The 16,500-nt window shown below is 66.2% G+C and carries 16 protein-coding genes; 8 read left to right on the forward strand and 8 right to left on the reverse strand.

The genetic code is table 11. The features are described 5' to 3' along the window. The first annotated feature begins 23 nt into the window (after positions 1 to 23). The gene (gene pcaF, locus PWS46_RS24730; RefSeq protein ID WP_434624330.1) at positions 24 to 1,232 is read left to right on the forward strand and encodes a 3-oxoadipyl-CoA thiolase; all 1,209 of its coding nucleotides are present in this window, start codon (positions 24 to 26) and stop codon (positions 1,230 to 1,232) included. A gap of 75 nt (positions 1,233 to 1,307) precedes the next feature. Then, positions 1,308 to 2,633, forward strand: a complete 1,326-nt coding sequence (gene paaK / locus PWS46_RS24735) for a phenylacetate--CoA ligase PaaK (protein ID WP_434624332.1) — start codon at positions 1,308 to 1,310, stop codon at positions 2,631 to 2,633. Positions 2,634 to 2,636: 3 nt separating this feature from the next. On the opposite strand, the gene PWS46_RS24740 is transcribed toward paaK, so the two are convergent. The 4 genes from PWS46_RS24740 to PWS46_RS24755 all read right to left on the reverse strand — a co-directional run bounded on the left by PWS46_RS24740 (position 2,637) and on the right by PWS46_RS24755 (position 5,701). Continuing rightward, positions 2,637 to 3,299, reverse strand: coding sequence for a MarC family protein (locus tag PWS46_RS24740; protein ID WP_434624334.1), 663 nt, complete (start codon positions 3,297 to 3,299; stop codon positions 2,637 to 2,639). 128 nt (positions 3,300 to 3,427) lie between these two features. After that, entirely contained in the window at positions 3,428 to 4,195 is a 768-nt protein-coding gene (locus tag PWS46_RS24745) for an IS5 family transposase (RefSeq protein ID WP_434624336.1), read from the reverse strand. Between the two features lie 196 nt (positions 4,196 to 4,391). Next, positions 4,392 to 4,979 (reverse strand): hypothetical protein, encoded by a 588-nt coding sequence (locus tag PWS46_RS24750; RefSeq protein WP_434624338.1) that lies wholly within the window; start codon positions 4,977 to 4,979, stop codon positions 4,392 to 4,394. After that, complete coding sequence (locus PWS46_RS24755; RefSeq protein ID WP_434624340.1) at positions 4,976 to 5,701, reverse strand: hypothetical protein; 726 nt, start codon at positions 5,699 to 5,701, stop codon at positions 4,976 to 4,978. Before PWS46_RS24755 ends, PWS46_RS24750 begins: the two co-directional genes overlap by 4 nt. 424 nt (positions 5,702 to 6,125) lie before the next feature. On the opposite strand from PWS46_RS24755, the gene PWS46_RS24760 reads away from it, so the two are divergent. Genes PWS46_RS24760 through PWS46_RS24775 form a run of 4 tightly spaced genes read left to right on the forward strand, consistent with a single transcriptional unit; the run spans position 6,126 to position 10,010 of the window. Next, entirely contained in the window at positions 6,126 to 6,968 is an 843-nt protein-coding gene (locus PWS46_RS24760; protein ID WP_434624342.1) for an ABC transporter ATP-binding protein, read from the forward strand. Next, positions 6,958 to 7,830: an ABC transporter permease gene (locus PWS46_RS24765; RefSeq protein WP_434624344.1), complete on the forward strand. Its 873-nt coding sequence runs from the start codon at positions 6,958 to 6,960 to the stop codon at positions 7,828 to 7,830. Before PWS46_RS24760 ends, PWS46_RS24765 begins: the two co-directional genes overlap by 11 nt. Further along, positions 7,827 to 8,942, forward strand: a complete 1,116-nt coding sequence (locus PWS46_RS24770; RefSeq protein ID WP_434624346.1) for an ABC transporter permease — start codon at positions 7,827 to 7,829, stop codon at positions 8,940 to 8,942. Before PWS46_RS24765 ends, PWS46_RS24770 begins: the two co-directional genes overlap by 4 nt. A 51-nt stretch (positions 8,943 to 8,993) precedes the next feature. After that, positions 8,994 to 10,010, forward strand: coding sequence for an ABC transporter substrate-binding protein (locus tag PWS46_RS24775; RefSeq protein ID WP_434624348.1), 1,017 nt, complete (start codon positions 8,994 to 8,996; stop codon positions 10,008 to 10,010). 63 nt (positions 10,011 to 10,073) lie between these two features. On the opposite strand, the gene eat is transcribed toward PWS46_RS24775, so the two are convergent. The 3 genes from eat to PWS46_RS24790 all read right to left on the reverse strand — a co-directional run bounded on the left by eat (position 10,074) and on the right by PWS46_RS24790 (position 13,707). Then, entirely contained in the window at positions 10,074 to 11,486 is a 1,413-nt protein-coding gene (eat, locus tag PWS46_RS24780; RefSeq protein WP_434624350.1) for an ethanolamine permease, read from the reverse strand. A gap of 65 nt (positions 11,487 to 11,551) precedes the next feature. Continuing rightward, entirely contained in the window at positions 11,552 to 12,316 is a 765-nt protein-coding gene (eutC, locus tag PWS46_RS24785) for an ethanolamine ammonia-lyase subunit EutC (protein ID WP_434624352.1), read from the reverse strand. Further along, positions 12,316 to 13,707: an ethanolamine ammonia-lyase subunit EutB gene (locus PWS46_RS24790; RefSeq protein WP_434624354.1), complete on the reverse strand. Its 1,392-nt coding sequence runs from the start codon at positions 13,705 to 13,707 to the stop codon at positions 12,316 to 12,318. Before PWS46_RS24790 ends, eutC begins: the two co-directional genes overlap by 1 nt. A 428-nt stretch (positions 13,708 to 14,135) precedes the next feature. Here PWS46_RS24790 and PWS46_RS24795 point away from each other — a divergent pair, with 428 nt between their 5' ends. Continuing rightward, the gene (locus PWS46_RS24795) at positions 14,136 to 14,324 is read left to right on the forward strand and encodes a hypothetical protein (protein WP_434624356.1); all 189 of its coding nucleotides are present in this window, start codon (positions 14,136 to 14,138) and stop codon (positions 14,322 to 14,324) included. A gap of 26 nt (positions 14,325 to 14,350) precedes the next feature. Here the strand turns inward: PWS46_RS24795 and PWS46_RS24800 are convergent, their stop codons facing one another. Next, complete coding sequence (locus PWS46_RS24800; protein WP_434624358.1) at positions 14,351 to 15,127, reverse strand: DUF1194 domain-containing protein; 777 nt, start codon at positions 15,125 to 15,127, stop codon at positions 14,351 to 14,353. A 311-nt stretch (positions 15,128 to 15,438) separates the two neighbouring features. Between PWS46_RS24800 and PWS46_RS24805 the strand changes: the two genes are divergently transcribed. Next, on the forward strand, positions 15,439 to 16,074 hold the full coding sequence (locus PWS46_RS24805; protein WP_434624360.1) for a LysE family translocator: 636 nt from the start codon (positions 15,439 to 15,441) through the stop codon (positions 16,072 to 16,074). Positions 16,075 to 16,500: the final 426 nt, after the last annotated feature.

Genomic DNA, 16,500 nt, shown 5'->3' on the forward strand with positions numbered 1-16,500 from the left:
TCTGATAGTTTCTGGAGCGAACCATGCGTGAAGCCTACATCTGCGATGCCGTCCGCACCCCCTTCGGCCGTTACGGCGGCGGGTTGGCCCCGGTGCGCCCGGACGACCTCGCCGCGGTGCCGCTGCGGGCACTGATGGAGCGCAATCCCGGCGTCGAATGGTCCGCCGTCGACGATTTGATCCTCGGCTGCGCCAACCAGGCCGGCGAAGACAACCGCAACGTCGCCCGCATGGCGGCGCTGCTGGCCGGTCTGCCCGAGGCGGTGCCCGGCACCACGGTCAACCGTCTCTGCGGCTCCGGCATGGACAGCATCGGCATGGCCGCCCGCGCCATCAAGGCGGGCGAGGCCGAGTTGATCGTGGCCGGCGGCGTGGAGAGCATGACCCGCGCCCCCTTCGTCATGGGCAAGTCGGACAGCGCCTTCTCCCGGCAGGCGGAGATCTTCGACACCACCATCGGCTGGCGCTTCGTCAATCCGCTGATGAAGGCGAAGTTCGGCATCGACAGCATGCCGGAGACGGCGGAGAACGTCGCCGCCGACTACGCCATCTCCCGCGCCGACCAGGATGCCTTCGCCGTCCGCAGCCAGCAGCGCGCCGGCCGCGCCCAGGAGTCCGGCCGCCTCGCCCGCGAGATCGTCCCGGTCAGCATCCCCCGCCGCAAGGGCGAGCCGACCATCGTCGCCGCCGACGAGCATCTGCGCCCCGACACGACGCTGGAGGCGCTGGCCAAGCTCTCCACCCCCTTCCGCAAGGAAGGTGGCAGCGTCACCGCCGGCAACGCGTCGGGCGTCAATGACGGTGCCGCCGCGGTGATCGTGGCGTCCGAGGATGCCGTGAAGCGCTATGGCCTGACCCCGCGCGCCCGCGTCGTCGGCACCGCCGTGGCCGGCGTGGCGCCGCGCGTGATGGGCATCGGCCCGGCTCCGGCGACGCAGAAGCTGCTGGCCCGCCTCGGCCTCTCCATCGGCGACGTCGACGTGATCGAGCTGAACGAGGCTTTCGCCGCCCAGGGCCTCGCGGTGCTGCGCATGCTGGGCCTGCCCGACGATGCCGAGCATGTGAACCCCAACGGCGGCGCCATCGCGCTCGGCCACCCGCTGGGCGCCAGCGGCACCCGTCTGGTCGCCACCGCGGTGATGGAGCTGGAGGACCGCAAGGCGACCCGCGCGCTCTGCACCATGTGCATCGGCGTCGGCCAGGGCATCGCCATGATGGTGGAGCGGGTCTGAACGGAAGCCGGCATCGAGTAAGGGCCAACACCGGCCGTCAAGCGCCGGGCATCAGCACGAAGGGAGAAGCGCACCATGTCCATCATGACCGATACCGGCGTTAACCAGGGCGCGAAAGCCGGCATGGACCGCTACGAGTTCGCCAGCCGCGACGAGATCACGGCGATGCAGACGGAGCGGCTGGCATGGTCGCTCCGCCACGCTCACGCCAACGTCGCGTCCTTCCGCGCCAAGTGCGAGGCGAAGGGCGTCCATCCCGACGACTTCAAGGAGCTGAAGGATCTGGCGCTGTTCCCCTTCACCGTGAAGGACGACCTGCGCCGCGCCTACCCTTACGGCATGTTCGCCGTGCCGATGGAGGACATCGTGCGCGTCCATGCCTCCAGCGGCACCACCGGGCGGCCGACGGTGGTCGGCTACACCAAGGGCGACATCGACGTCTGGGCGGAGGTCGTCGCCCGCTCCATCCGCGCGGCGGGCGGCACGCGCAACGACATCGTGCACATCGCCTACGGCTACGGCCTGTTCACCGGCGGCCTCGGCGCCCATTACGGGGCGGAGCGGCTGGGCTGCGCCGTGGTGCCGATGTCGGGCGGCCAGACCGAGAAGCAGGTCCAGCTGATCCAGGACTTCAAGCCGACCATCATCATGGTCACGCCGTCCTACATGCTGAACATCGCCGATGAGATGCGCCGCCAGGGCATCGACCCGCGCAGCACCAGCCTGCGCGTCGGCATCTTCGGCGCCGAGCCCTGGACCGGCGCGCTGCGCGAGGAGATCGAACGCACCTTCAACATCCACGCCGTCGACATCTACGGCCTGTCGGAGGTGATGGGGCCGGGCGTGGCGTCGGAATGCGTCGAGACCAAGGACGGCCCGGTGATCTGGGAGGACCATTTCTATCCCGAGATCATCGATCCCGAGACGGGCGAGGTGCTGCCCGACGGTTCCTACGGCGAGCTGGTCTTCACCACCCTGACCAAGCAGGGCATGCCGGTCATCCGCTACCGCACCCGCGACCTGACCCGGCTGCTGCCGCCGACGGCGCGCGGCATGCGGCGGATGGACAAGATCACCGGCCGCTCCGACGACATGCTCATCATCCGCGGCGTGAACGTCTTCCCGACTCAGGTCGAGGAGCTGATCTGCAAGATCCCGGCGCTCGCCCCGCACTATGAGCTGGTGGTCAGCCGCGACGGCCACATGGACAACCTCGCCGTCCGGGTGGAGATGCATGAGGGCGTCCACCCGTCGGAATGGGACGGCCACGCCCGGCACCTGCAGCATTCGATCAAGTCGCTGATCGGCATCAGCACCCGCGTCGAGGTGGTGGAGCCCGGCGGCATCGCGCGGTCCATCGGCAAGGCCAAGCGCGTGCAGGACCTGCGTCCGAAAAGCTGAAACTCAGCCCTTCTGCGACAGCAGCGGGAAGGCGTCCAGAACACCGGTTAGCAGGATCTGGACGCCGACGCAGAACAGCAGGAAGGCGAACAGCCGCGTCAGCACCCGCACCCGCGTCGGCCCCAGGAAATCGACGATGCGGTCGGCGGAGCGGTAGGACAGCCAGACCAGCGCGGCGATCGCCAGCGCCGCCCCCGACATGCCGATGAAGAACTCCATCAGCCCGCCGGCCCCATGCGTCGGGCGGGTGGATCCCAGCGCGATGGCGACCGAGATGGTGCCCGGCCCGGTGGTGAAGGGGATCGTCATCGGGAAGAAGGCCGATTCCGCCAACTGGTCGTTGTCGCTGGTGGGTGCGGCCTGTTCCTGCTTGCGCGCCTCGTGCCGTTCCGGCGCCGACAGCAGCGCCCAGGCCCGTTCGGCCACCACGAAGCCGCCGGCGATCCGCAGCGCCGCCATCGACACGCCGAAGAAGTTCAGCACATAGGCACCCGCCCACAGCGCGGTCAGCATGACGATGGCCGAATAGATGCTGACCAGCCCGGCCAGCCGCGCCCGGTCGCGCGGACTGCTGTCCGCCGTCACCTGACTGAAGATCAGCGCCATCGCCAGCGGATTGACGATGGAGAACAGGGCGGTGAAGGCGAGCAGGAAACTGTCGAACATGGGACCCAGGAGTTTGTCGGCCGTCCGAACAGTTAGCGGGGACGGGGCAGGACTGGCAAGGGCGGTGTGAATACCCTCTCCCGCCCCTTAGGATGCTCAGCAAAACGCAGAAGGGTTAGGGCCGGTTTTCAGAATGCCCTGATGCGGTTGGCGATGATGAAGATAGCGGCGGCAGTGAGCAAGGAGAGAACGACCCGTCCGAGCCTATCCTGCCGTCGATCCAAGCGTTTGTTCGCGAGCAGCCAAGCGCAGCCGTGCTCGACGACGCATCGGACCTTTCCGAGCCCTGAGCCGTGGGGCTCGCCGATCTTGCGGATGTGCGGTTGAACCCCGTCACGTAAACAGAGCCAACGGTTATCGGCACTGTCGTAGCCTGCGTCGGCGTAGAGCCTGCCGATGGCGGCGCAGATGACCTGGGCCAAGCGCAGCAAGTCGGGGAAGAGCATGGTGTCATGCACATTGGCGGCAGACGGCATGACCGCCAGCGGCAAGCCGTCAGTCGAGACGACCACGTGATACTTGGTGCCGGGTTTGCCGCGGTCGGTGGGGTTCGGGCCAGTCAACTCGCCACCGTGCTTAGCCCGTACTGAGCAACTGTCGACCACGACGTCCCAAGCGGCGGCGTCTGGACCGGAGCGCGCCATGCGAACGAGGACGGCATGGACACGGCGGAGCAACGCTGTCGTGTGCCACCCGTCCAGGCGGCGGCGGAGGGTTGAGCCTGAGGCGCGCCCGTCCGCCGCCCGAAGCTCGCGCCACTGGACGCCCTCACGCAGAAAGAAGCGAAGCGTCTCGATGATCTCCACAGTGGGCATCGGCGGGCGCCCGGAGCCGACAGGCCGAGCCTCGATCCGGTCGATGATCCCCGCCACCAAGTCCGCAACTGTCGGTCCCATGCCCGCCTCTCTGTGCCAAAGGCACAGGAAACCGACAGCAGATCAGCCGGTTTCCGGAGGGGGCATCGGATGAGGGTTCTGGAAACCGCCTCTTAGGCTGGAGCCGTTGATTTGCCCCAGCCCCCACGTGGTTTTGATCTTCGCTGTTAGACCATACAGTCGTAACAATCTCGTTGGTCGCAGCATTGCGCCGGAGTCATTGTATGGCGGCGGCCTTAATGGAGTTCAGCTGAGACTCGATGCGCTCTTGTATTGATACCAAATTCTGGTCGAATGTGATGATCTGCTTCCCATTCCTTTTCGAAATGTAATAGAGCTGATCGACGCCTGGGGGCTTGAGTGCCGTACTAAACACGAGCGCATCATAATCATCAGACGGCTGAATTTCCACCGGACCGACCACAGTCGATTGTGAAACATTTGGGAATATATTTTTCTTTCTAATCAAGTCAGAAAGTCGAGCATTCTCATCGTATGTGGTATTAAGAAGCACATCGTTAGCTATCATATCTCTTGTGGCCAGCGGAACGCCAACCTTAATATATTCAAGTTTTGCATCAAATAGCCACGACCTATCAGGGATTATTACTTTCAATTCCCTTTTTGTCAATGGGTGGGGCAGTGGTTTTATGTTTGCCAATTGAGTGGAGAAATTGCTATCCATGTCTCTTTTTAACTGAGCGCTATCAGTGTAACGCTTACCATCATAAACCCAGGCTTGCTGAGCACAGCCAGCAACAAGTGAAATAGCAATGATAACTGCAGAAATCACTCTCACTTTCATAGAACTTTTCCTTCCGCATTGAGGCATGATTGGTATTCAACGTAGACGATAGATGTTTCCCCCAATCTGCATTTGACAATTTGATTTGCTTCAACAGCTTTGGACGTAGAAGGTCTGACTGCTGTTTTCTTCACTACTTTCCCCGGTGGACTTACCGTAGCTTCTTGCGAGAAGTAGCGAACTCGGAACTCTGCGGCCGACGTTTCGCAAGTTCCCTGCGGCTCAATGGTTAATGCTGGAACCGAAACGCATACACCCAGTGGCTGGCGAAATGGCTGCGCCTCAACGCGGTCGATCTGTGTTGTCGAACCATCAAGCGATCTGACCGTATAGCGGAATCGGAATTGGCGCACCGCTGGCGCATCCAGAGCACTACCCAGGATCGCGCCCAAGAGCGCTGCGCCAACATGATTGGTTGCAGAGTAGTTCGGGTTTGGCCTCTTAAAGGCATTGTCGATGTACATAGCGGAGCCATAGGCCTGCCCAATGGCCGCTCCCACGTTCGTACCCGGGGTCGATTCGTCAACCGCCTGGGCGTCGATGATGGTCCCATACTGACGACCGTTTGCAACATCGACTACGTAGCTGGATCGAAGCCGATCTTTCTCGGCTTCGCTGAGTGCTTTCCAGATCACGTCATTCGTTCGAAGCATGTCGCCAGCGGCATGCACCCCAAACGGGATCATACTTGTCAGAACCGCTATAATACGGATATGCCACATATCATTTCTGCCCTACAGACCGAACTCTGGCGAAGCTACACAGCCAGATTATGTGCAGTCTGGAATTGTTTGTCGATATCCGTCTTCGCTATATCGGCGAGGCAATCCGGCAGATCCAGCAAGAACCTCCCGCAACCGACGTGACAGTCAATTAGTTGTTTAACTCTCTCCCCTGGGAAGAAGTGGGGGATCCTTGGCCTTGCTCGAAATTTCACCACCGTCACGACATCAGCCCGAAAATTGTGCGACCTTACAAAACCTAACCCAGTGAAACGCTGTCCACTCCGCCAATTCCTGTCCCAACGGACAAGTTTTCTTTTCGCGAAATCAATCCGCTACCCACCAACCACCCCGCTCCCATCCCATCTGGTCCGCTTCTTGCTCCCGTCCCCGCGACAGACGACAACGCGAAGGGACGACCGCCGTGCCAGCCGCCCAGCCCGCACCGCTCACTCTGGTTCCGCCGGCCGCCGATCCCGCGCCGCGCACCATCGTCGATATCCGCAACCAGACCCTGACCTATCAGGCCGCCGACCATCCGGTCTACGCGCTGAGCGACGTCAGCCTGTCGATCGCCAAGGGCGATTTCATCTCGCTGATAGGCCCCAGCGGCTGCGGCAAGACCACGCTGATGCGCGTCGTCGCCGACCTCGAACAGCCGACCTCCGGTGAGGTGACGGTCAACGGCATGACGCCGGAACAGGCACGGCTGAAGCGCGCCTATGGCTATGTCTTCCAGGCCCCGGCGCTCTACCCGTGGCGGACGGTGGAACGCAACGTCATGCTGCCGCTGGAAATCATGGGAATGCCCAAGGCCGACCGGCAGCAGCACGCCCGCGAGCAGCTGGACCTCGTCGGCCTGTCGGGCTTCGAGCGCAAATTCCCCTGGCAGCTGTCGGGCGGCATGCAGCAGCGGGTGTCCATCGCCCGCGCGCTCGCCTTCGACCCCGACCTGCTTTTAATGGACGAACCGTTCGGTGCGCTCGACGAGATCACCCGCGACCACCTGAATTTGCAGCTCACCCGCCTGTGGCTGAGCACCCGCAAGACCTGCATCTTCGTCACCCACTCCATCGCCGAGGCGGTTTTCCTGTCCACCCGCATCGTGGTGATGAGCCCGCGCCCCGGCCGCATCCTCGACGTCATCGACTGCGACCGCGACCTGCCGCGCGAGCGCACGCTCGACATCCGCGAAAGCCCGGAGTTCCAGCGCATCGCCCACCGCGTCCGCGAAGGGCTGATGGAGGGTCACAGCTATGACGACTAACAAGACGCTGCCGGTAGCCGTAATGGCGCTGGCGGTGCTGGTGCTGTGGTACGCCGGTGCCGTCTGGCTGAACGCGCCGATGGCGACGGACGCGCTGAACCGCGCCGGCCAGGGCTGGACCACCGCCGACCTGATCCGCGCCACGCTGGCGATGAAGCGCCCGATCCTGCCGACGCCGGATCAGGTCGCGCTCGACCTCTACAAGTCGCTGACCGGCTATCCGGTGACCAGCATCCGCAACCTGCTCTACCACACCGGCGTCACCGCCGGGGCGGCGCTGGCCGGCTTCGGCATGGGGGTGGTGCTGGGTGTGGCGCTGGCGGCGGGGATCGTCCAGGCGCGCACGCTGGAATCGAGCCTGCTGCCCTGGGTCATCGCCTCGCAGACCGTGCCGATCCTGGCGATCGCGCCGATGATCGTGGTGATCCTCGGCAACATCGGCTTCACCGGCCTGCTGCCCAAGGCGATCATCGCCGCCTATCTGTGCTTCTTCCCGATCACCATCGGCATGGTGAAGGGGCTGCGCTCCGCCGATCCGCTGACGCTGGACCTGATGCGCACCTACAGCGCCGGGACGGCCCAGACCTTCCGCCTGCTGCGCCTGCCGGCCTCGCTGCCCTACCTGTTCACCAGCCTGAAGATCGCGGTCGCCGCCAGCGTCGTCGGCGCCATCGTGGCCGAGCTGCCGACCGGCGGACAGGCGGGGTTGGGCGCACGGCTGCTGTCCGGCTCCTACTACGGCCAGACCGTGCAGATCTGGAGCGCGCTGGTGATGGCGGCCCTGCTGAGCGTCACGCTGGTCGCCGCCGTCGGCCTCGCCGAGCGGGCGCTGGTGCCGGGCGGCCGGGGAGGTGCGCGATGAGCCGTCCCACTATGGCGCGCCCCACCATGGCCCCGTGGCCATTGTTGATGCTGGCCGCCCCGCTGCTGCCGTTTGCCACGCTCGACGGCACCGCCCTGTATCTGCCGCAGATTCCGGCGGCTCTGGCCCTCTTCGCGCTGACCGTCGCCACCATTCTGGCGAGGCGCCTGCCCGGCTCCGCGCTGGGCGAGGCCCTTCTCCTGCTGGCCGGAGTCGCCGCCGCCTATGCCGCCCCTCTGGTGCTGCTGAACCAGGGCCATGCCCTCGCCCAGGCCGGCGGACTCTGGATTTACGTGGCCGGCGCCACGCTGCTGCTGTGGCGGGTGCTGGCCCTGCTGGCGGGGCTGAGCGGCCCGGCGCGGCTGGCCGGTCCCGCCCTGTTCGGGCTGGCGCTGGTCATGCTGTGGGAGATCCTGACCCGCGGCTTTCAGGTGCCGACCATCCTGCTGCCGCCGCCGAGCCTCGTGGCAACCGCCTTCGCCGCCAATGCAGCCGATTTGTGGGACGATTTCCGCCAGACGGTGCTGATCTCGGTCCTGCGCGGCTATCTGATCGGCTGCGGCGCCGGATTCCTCGTGGCGATCCTGGCCGACCGGGTGCCCTTCCTGGCGCGCGGCCTGCTGCCGCTCGGCAACCTCGCCAGTGCCGTGCCGGTGGTCGGCATCGCGCCGATCATGGTGATGTGGTTCGGCTTCGACTGGCAGTCCAAGGCCGCCGTCATCGTGGTGATGACCTTCTTCCCCATGCTGATCAACACGCTGGCCGGTCTGCAATCCGCCGAGCGCATCCAGCTCGACCTGATGCGCTCCTACGGCGCCGGCTATTGGCGGACGCTGGCGATGCTGCGGCTTCCCTGCGCCTTGCCCTTTTTGTTCAACGGACTGAAGATCAACTCGACCTTGGCCCTGATCGGGGCCATCGTCGCCGAGTTCTTCGGGACGCCGGTGGTGGGGATGGGCTTCCGCATCTCCACCCAGGTCGCCCGGATGAATCTGGACATCGTGTGGGCGACCATCGCCGTCGCCGCCCTGACCGGATCGCTGCTCTACGGTGCGCTCGCACTGGCGGAGCGGCATGTCACCGCCTGGCACCCGTCTTTGCGCAAACGCTGACCGCCTTTCTTCAAGCCAAAACAAACTCCAGCCAGAAGAGGATCGAACGCGATGAAGACCCTTGCCTCCGCCGTCCTGCTCGCCGCCACCGCGCTCACCGGCCTCGCCGGCTGGGGCGCGCCGGCCGCCGCCGCCGATCCGCTGACGCTGCAGCTGAAATGGGTCACCCAGGCCCAGTTCGCCGGCTATTACGTCGCGGCGGCCAAGGGCTTCTACAAGGACGCCGGGCTGGACGTCACCATCAAGGCCGGCGGCCCCGACATCAACCCGACCCAGGTCATCGCCGCCGGCGGCGCCGACGTGATCGTCGACTGGATGCCGTCGGCGCTCGCCAGCCGGGAAAAGGGCGTGCCGCTGGTCAACATCGCGCAGATGTTCCAGAAGTCCGGCATGATGCTGACCTGCCGCAAGGACGCCAACATCAAGGACCCGAAGGACTTCAAGGGTCACACGCTGGGCGTCTGGTTCTCCGGCAACGAATATCCCTTCCTGTCCTGGATGAGCAAGCTGGGCTATTCCACCTCCGGCTCCAGCCCGGACGTCAAGGTTCTGAAGCAGGGCTTCAACGTCGATCCGCTGCTGCAGAAGCAGGCCAGCTGCATCTCCACCATGACCTACAACGAATATTGGCAGCTGATCGAAGCCGGCATGAAGGCCGACGAGCTGACCGTCTTCAAGTATCAGGACCAGGGCGTGGCGACGCTGGAGGACGGCCTCTACGCCACGGAGAAGGCGCTGTCCGACCCGAAGACGGTGGAGAAGCTGGCGAAGTTCGTGAAGGCGTCGGCCAAGGGCTGGGAATATGCCGCCAAGCATCAGGACGAGGCGGTGAAGATCGTTCTGGAGAACGACACCACCGGCGCCCAGACCGAGGAACACCAGACCACCATGATGCAGGAGGTCGCCAAGCTGATCGACGGCGGCGCCAAGGGCACCGGCTATCTCGACCCGGCGGACTTCAACCGCACGGTGGACATCCTGATGTCGGGCGCCTCGACCCCGGTCATCTCGAAGAAGCCGGAAGGCGCCTACAGCCACGCCGTGTTCGACGCCGCGGCCAAGCTGTAAGGCGGTTGCTTGTTGGGGAGGGGGGCACCCGCCGGGCCCCCCGCCACACCTCAATCCAGCCTCTTAATCCACCATCGTCCGCGCCTCGGTGAACGCATCCATGTGCGTCAGTCCGGACGCGCCGCCGGCCTTCACCCGCATGCCGGCGGTGGCGAGGTGGAACAGGTAGCCCAGCGCGAACAGCGCCACGAACAGCCCGAACACCAGCGCGTTGTAGTAAACCATCGTCACCAGGGCCAGCACCGCCAGCACCAGCGAGATCGCCGGGAACACCGGATAGAAGGGCGCGCGGTAGGGCCGTTCCAGCGCCGGTTCGCTGGTGCGCAGCCGGAACAGCGCCGCCATGCTCATGATGTACATGACGATGGCGCCGAACACCGACATGGTGACGATGTTGGCGGTCAGCGGCTGCCCGCCGATCTTGATCAGCTCGTCGGAATAGATGGCGGCGATGCCGATCACGCCGCCGGCCAGGATCGCCCAATGCGGGGTCTTGCGCGTCGGGTGCAGGCGGGCCAGCACCGGCGGCAGGAAGCCGGCGCGCGACAGCGCGAAGATCTGGCGCGAATAGCCCATGATGATGCCGTGGAAGGACGCGATCAGCCCGAACAGGCCGATCCACACCAGCATGTGCAGCCAGCCGCTCGATTCACCGACCACCGCCTTCATCGCCTGCGGCAGCGGGTCGTTGATGTTCGACAGCGCGTTCCAGTCGCCGACGCCGCCGGCGAAGATCATGGTGCCGAAGGCCAGCACCACCAGCGTCAGGATGCCGCCGATATAGGCGCGCGGAACCGTGCGCTTGGGATCGCGGGTCTCCTCCGCCGCCATCGCCGCTCCCTCGATCGCCAGGAAGAACCAGATGGCGAAGGGGATCGCGGCGAAGATGCCGCCGAAGGCGTCCATGCTGAAGCTGGGCGACCCGGCCCAGCCGTTGGCCGTGAAGTTGGCCCAGGAGAAGCCGGGATAGACCACGCCCATGAACACCACCAGCTCGATGATCGCCAGGATGGTGACGAACAGCTCGAAGGTGGCGGCGATGGACACGCCGGCGATGTTCAGCCCCATGAAGATGACATAGGCGCCGACCGCCGCCGTCTTCGGGTCGAGCCCCGGAAACTGCACGTTCAGATAGGCGCCGATGGCCAGCGCGATGGCCGGCGGCGCGAAGACGAACTCGATCAGCGTGGCGAAGCCGGCGACGAAGCCGCCGGTCGGCCCGAAGGCGCGGTAGCTGTAGGCGAACGGACCGCCGGCATGGGGAATGGCGGTGGTCAGCTCGGTGAAGCTGAAGATGAAGGTGGTGTACATCGCCGCGATCAGGATCGTGGTGACGAGGAAGCCCAGCGTCCCCGCCGCCGCCCAGCCGTAGCTCCAGCCGAAATACTCGCCGGAGATCACCAGCCCGACGGCGATCCCCCACAGATGGAGCCCGCTCAGGCTCTTGCTCAATTCAGGCTTCGTGTTCCCAGACATGTTGCCTCCTGCCCCTGTTCAAAGGCTTTGAAAGTCACGGCATTGGTGCCGATGGCGGCGCTCTCTCAGGAATTGCCGATCCGTTGGTTTTTTTCGTTGTCCGGACCGGCAAGGGACGGGGCGTCCTCTTTCAGGGCGACCCCCGTCAGCTTCAGCCGCGCCGCCTCGGTGGCGAGCCAGCACAGCTTGTCGGCGGCCGTCTGGATCGACAGGCCGCCGGCATGGATGTTCGAAATGCAGTTGCGTTCGGAATCGGCGCGGCTGGGCTTGGGGTCCCAGGTCAGATAGGCGCCCAGCGACTCCGCGGCCGACAGGCCGGGCCGCTCGCCCACCAGCAGCGCCACCAGCCGGGCACCCATGGCCGCCGCCACCTCGTCGCCCAGCGCCACCCGCGCCTGTCCGGCCAGCACCACCGGCCCGATGCGCAGATGGCCCAGCCGGGCCGTGCAGGCATGGACCAGCGGCGCGGCATTCACCTGCACCGCGGCGGCCGACAGCCCGTCGGCGATCACGAACAGCAGGTCCCACTCCCCCGCCGGCAGCGCGGCGGCACTGGCCGGGTCCAGCCGCCGGCCGAGGTCGGGCCGGCGCAGATAGCTCGGGCGGTCGGGCGCCGCGCTGTGGACGCGGATGGTCTCCAGCGGCGACAGGTCGGCGGCCAGCCGGTCGAAATCGACCGCGCTGTGAACCGCGTCGCGGGCGCGGGCGTGGGCAAGCTGGAACTCCAGCAGCGCCTTGGTCGGCAGGGCGTCGCCGCTGCGGCCCAGCGCGATGCGGGCGCGGGTGGCGCTGCGGAAGCGCGCCCACGGATCCTTGGGAGTGTCGCTCATCAGGCCGCACTCCCCAGCAGGGCGGAGACGACGAGGCTCTGATCGGGCCAGGGCGGCAGGCGGCGCTGCTCGTCGAGCCAGCCGGCCTTGTCCAACCATGCCTCGAACTCCGGGGCCGGCGGGCGTTTCAGCAGATGCCGCAGGCCGAGCACGTCGTGATAGGACAGGCTCTGGTAGTTCAGCATGACGTCGTCGGCGCCGGGCACCGCGATCAGGAAATTGACGCCGGCGGTCGCCAGCATCGTCATCAGGACGTCCATGTCGTCCTGATCGGCTTCGGCATGGTTGGTGTAGCAGACGTCGCAGCCCATCGGCACGCCCAGCAGCTTGGCGCAGAAATGGTCTTCCAGCCCGGCCCGCGTGATCTGCTTGGCGTCATAGAGGTATTCGGGGCCGATGAAGCCGACCACCGTGTTGACCAGCAGCGGGTCGAAGGCGCGGGCGACGGCATAGGCGCGGGCCTCGACCGTCTGCTGATCGACGCCGAAATGGGCGTCGGCCGACAAAGCTGACCCCTGCCCCGTCTCGAAATACATCACGTTGTCGCCAATGGTGCCGCGCTTCAGCGCCTTGGCGGCCTCCTGCGCCTCGGCCAGCAGCGACAGGGTGACGCCGAAGCCGGTGTTTGCCTTCTCGGTGCCGGCAATGGACTGGAACACCAGATCGACCGGCGCCCCGCGCTCCATCGCCTGCATCGTCGTGGTGACATGGGCCAGCACGCAGGACTGCACCGGGATGTCGAAGCGGGTGCGCACGGCGTCCAGCATTTCCAAGAGCGCGATGCAGGCCGGCACATTGTCGGTCGCCGGATTGATGCCGATCACCGCGTCGCCGATGCCATAGAGCAACCCGTCGAGCGTCGAGGCGGCGATGCCGGTCGGGTCGTCGGTCGGGTGGTTGGGCTGCAGCCGGCTCGACAGCCGCCCCGGCAGCCCGACCGTGGTGCGGAAGCGGGTGACGACCGTGCATTTGGCGGCGACGCAGACCAGATCGTGGTTGCGCATCAGCTTGGACACCGCCGCCACCATCTCCGGCGTCAGGCCGGGAGCGAGCGCGGCCAGCGCCGCACTGTCGGCGTCATAGGACAGCAGCCAGTCGCGGAACTGCCCGACCGTCATGTGCGCCACCGGCCGGAAGGCTTCGGCGTCGTGGCGGTCGATGATCAGGCGGGTCACCTCGTCGGTCTCGTAAGGGACCAGCACCTCGTTCAGGAAGGTCTTCAGCGGCAGGTCGGCCAGAACCATGCGCGCCGCCACCCGCCGCTCGTCGCTGTCTGCGGCGATGCCCGCCAACTCGTCCCCCGACCGCCGCGGCGAGGCGCAGGCCATCACCGCCTTCAGATCGTCGAAACGGTGGCGCTGCCGCCCCAGATCGCAATGGTACCCAGCCATGCCGGCCTCCCGCCCGTCTCATCCTGGGACGAGAGTGGCACGGGAAACGCGAAGGGCAGTTGACCGTAGAGCACAAAATGCGGGGGACAGCGAAGGCCGCAACTCTCCCCACCAGGATCCCCTCTCCCCTCCGGGGAGAGGGTTAGGGTGAGGGGGTCGCATCGCGTGGCGTCACAAGCATCGGAAAGGCCGCCGCCACCACCGAATCCACTCCCTGCATCCCCCTCACCCCGACCCTCTCCCCGGGGGGGAGAGGGAGATTCGAGCAGGGGGAGTAGCTGGAACGGCGCTCTCCAAGCCCAAGCGGAAGCGTCAGCGGAGCAATCGGCTAGCGATGCGAACCCAAAGCCCGGCCATACCGTTTCTTCCGCACTGCAGCGCGCCGACCGTCCTTGGACGCCCGCGCGCAACACGTGAAGGAGATTCCCATGCTGACGCTGCTGCGCACCGCCGTCCTGGTCCTGCCGCTGGTCGCCGTGGCCGCCTGCCACAAGGACGGTCCGGCCGAGCGGGCCGGCGAGTCCATCGACAACGCCGGCCAGAGCATCAAGGACGCCATCGACCCGCCGGGTCCGGCGGAAAAGGCCGGCCGCGCCATCGACCGCGCGGTGAACTGACCCCCTTTCGAATCTGGATGGCCCGTTCAACGGGCGGCGAGGTCGCGCCCCCGCCCCACCGGCGGAACGCCCGACACCTCCAGCAGCAGTTTGCTGAGAATGGCGTCGGCGAAGGCGTCGAAGTCGCGGGCGGGCACCAGGAAGGCGCCGGGGCCGCCGATGACATGGTCGCGGTAATAGCCCTCCAGGTCGTTCGGCGCCGCGCCGCCCCAGGGGTTGGGCCGGTCGTTCAGGATCGGCAGCCCGTTGATGGTGATGCCGCGGGCGACCGCGGCGTCGCGCGCCTCCTCCACAGGACGGCCGCGGTTGTTCTCGCCGTCCCCGGAGATGTCGATGACCCGCCGCATGCCCTCGAACCCGTTGTTGTCGAACAGCGGGACGGCATAGTCGATGGCGGCGCTGATCGAGGTCCATTGCTCCGTCATCATCGGCGCCTCCGCCACGCTGGCGGCGAAACGCTCGACGCTGGCCGGATCGCTCAGCTCGGCCCAGGCGACGACGATGTGCTGGTGGCTCTCCCCCGCCCATTCCACATAGGTGGCGGCGACCCGGCCGAAGGGGCCGCCGCGGATCGCCGCCTGCACCTTCGGGTTCAGCAGGGCCTGGACATAGCCGTTGCGCTGCAGCTTCGCCTCGTCCGGGTCGACGCTGCCGGACACGTCAACCGCCAGGACCAGTTCCAGGTCCACCGGCGTCTGCGCCGCGGCCGGAACCGCGGATAAGCACACACATAAGGGAGCGACGACGAGCAGGGAGGCGAGCAGACAGGCACGGCAATGGGCCAAGAGACGGTATGCACGCATACGCACCCTCCTTCTCGCCACCGGTGTCCCGGCTGCCGTGCCGGAGAAAGGGCCGCGCCGGACGAAGGATTGAGGATTGGTGTGCGAAGCGTCTCTGTCCATGCCCCGCCGGGCTATTCCGGCAGTCGCGAACGGCCAGTGCGGGGTACTCCGACGCCGCGCCGGCTTTCCTACCGGTTTCCGCAGGCCCGGCCTTCGCAAGCATGGCTGTGTTTCGCCGGAGCCGCTTGCGGCGAAGCCGGGCGCATGCTGCTGTGGTGCGGCAGATTGCTGCACACTCCCGGCATCCCCGCTCTTGAGGCTTCCCAATCATGATGTGGCAGACGCTCGCCTTCTTCTTCGCCACCGCCTTCGTGATCTCGGCCACGCCGGGCCCGAACATGCTGCTGGCGATGAGCCTCGGCCTGCGCTTCGGCGCCCGCCGTGCCGCCTGGGGCGGCGCCGGCATGTGCGCGGCGCTGGCGGTGATGGCGGCACTGTCCGCCTTCGGGCTGGGCGCCCTGCTCTCCACCTCCGTCCTGGCCTTCGAGATCGTGCGCTGGGCCGGCGTCGCCTACCTCACTTGGCTCGGCATCGCCGCATGGCTGGCGCCGGTCGAGCAGCCCGGCGAGCGTGATACCGCCGCCGCCCCGTCGGGGGAAGGCACGCCCGCCCGCCTGTTCCTGCGCGGCGCGCTGGTCGCCTTCAGCAACCCGAAGGCGCTGGTGTTCATGGGCGCCCTGTTCCCGCAGTTCATCGACGCCGCCGCCCCGCTGGCGCCGCAGCTGATGGCGCTGGTCGCCACCATGGTGGTGATCGAGTTCGGCTGGATCATGGCCTATGCCACCGGCGGCGACCGTCTGGCGGCGAAGCTGACCACCGTTTCGGCGGCCAAGTCGCTGAACCGCCTGACCGGCGGCCTGATGATCGGCGCCGGAGGCCTGCTGGCGCTTGCCCGCCGGGTCTGAGAGTCTGCAAGATTCTTCGTGCGATTATCGGTCGTCATCCCCGCGAAGGCGGGGAACCAGGAAGCTCTGCACCTAAGCCCCTGGAAAAGCTGGATTCCCGCCTTCGCGGGAATGACGGCTGAGAATGGTCTATGATAGGGCCCAAAGTCTACGGACTCTGATTCACCCCTTTCCTCCCGCTCAAAGAAAAAGGGCCGCGCAATCGCGCGGCCCTGAAGTTTAGGGAGGAAACGCCCCGAGAATGGGCAAGGCCAAGATATGCTGCGGCGCACACGAACTGGTATTACCAATGCTGAATGGTAGCCATGCGCCTCAGGAATGGGCCCATGCAGCAATATGCGTTGTCAGCAATAGAACGCGTCCCCGGTTACAAAAATTTCATAGAACCGCCGCGCCGCGGTCATCGCCCGTCCCACTAATGCTTCG

The sequence above is a fragment of the Azospirillum sp. B2RO_4 genome (genome assembly GCF_051124815.1).
Classification (GTDB): domain Bacteria; phylum Pseudomonadota; class Alphaproteobacteria; order Azospirillales; family Azospirillaceae; genus Azospirillum.

Bases quoted from the DNA above. Each gene is read 5' to 3' on its own strand.
- eat (WP_434624350.1), bottom strand. From the start codon at position 11,486: ATGTCTGGGAACACGAAGCCTGAATTGAGCAAGAGCCTGAGCGGGCTC.
- PWS46_RS24800 (WP_434624358.1), bottom strand. From the start codon at position 15,127: ATGCGTGCATACCGTCTCTTGGCCCATTGCCGTGCCTGTCTGCTCGCC.
- eutC (WP_434624352.1), bottom strand. From the start codon at position 12,316: ATGAGCGACACTCCCAAGGATCCGTGGGCGCGCTTCCGCAGCGCCACC.
- PWS46_RS24775 (WP_434624348.1), top strand. From the start codon at position 8,994: ATGAAGACCCTTGCCTCCGCCGTCCTGCTCGCCGCCACCGCGCTCACC.
- PWS46_RS24740 (WP_434624334.1), bottom strand. From the start codon at position 3,299: ATGTTCGACAGTTTCCTGCTCGCCTTCACCGCCCTGTTCTCCATCGTC.
- PWS46_RS24755 (WP_434624340.1), bottom strand. From the start codon at position 5,701: ATGTGGCATATCCGTATTATAGCGGTTCTGACAAGTATGATCCCGTTT.
- PWS46_RS24750 (WP_434624338.1), bottom strand. From the start codon at position 4,979: ATGAAAGTGAGAGTGATTTCTGCAGTTATCATTGCTATTTCACTTGTT.
- PWS46_RS24790 (WP_434624354.1), bottom strand. From the start codon at position 13,707: ATGGCTGGGTACCATTGCGATCTGGGGCGGCAGCGCCACCGTTTCGAC.
- PWS46_RS24805 (WP_434624360.1), top strand. From the start codon at position 15,439: ATGATGTGGCAGACGCTCGCCTTCTTCTTCGCCACCGCCTTCGTGATC.
- PWS46_RS24770 (WP_434624346.1), top strand. From the start codon at position 7,827: ATGAGCCGTCCCACTATGGCGCGCCCCACCATGGCCCCGTGGCCATTG.
- PWS46_RS24765 (WP_434624344.1), top strand. From the start codon at position 6,958: ATGACGACTAACAAGACGCTGCCGGTAGCCGTAATGGCGCTGGCGGTG.
- paaK (WP_434624332.1), top strand. From the start codon at position 1,308: ATGTCCATCATGACCGATACCGGCGTTAACCAGGGCGCGAAAGCCGGC.
- PWS46_RS24745 (WP_434624336.1), bottom strand. From the start codon at position 4,195: ATGGGACCGACAGTTGCGGACTTGGTGGCGGGGATCATCGACCGGATC.
- PWS46_RS24795 (WP_434624356.1), top strand. From the start codon at position 14,136: ATGCTGACGCTGCTGCGCACCGCCGTCCTGGTCCTGCCGCTGGTCGCC.
- pcaF (WP_434624330.1), top strand. From the start codon at position 24: ATGCGTGAAGCCTACATCTGCGATGCCGTCCGCACCCCCTTCGGCCGT.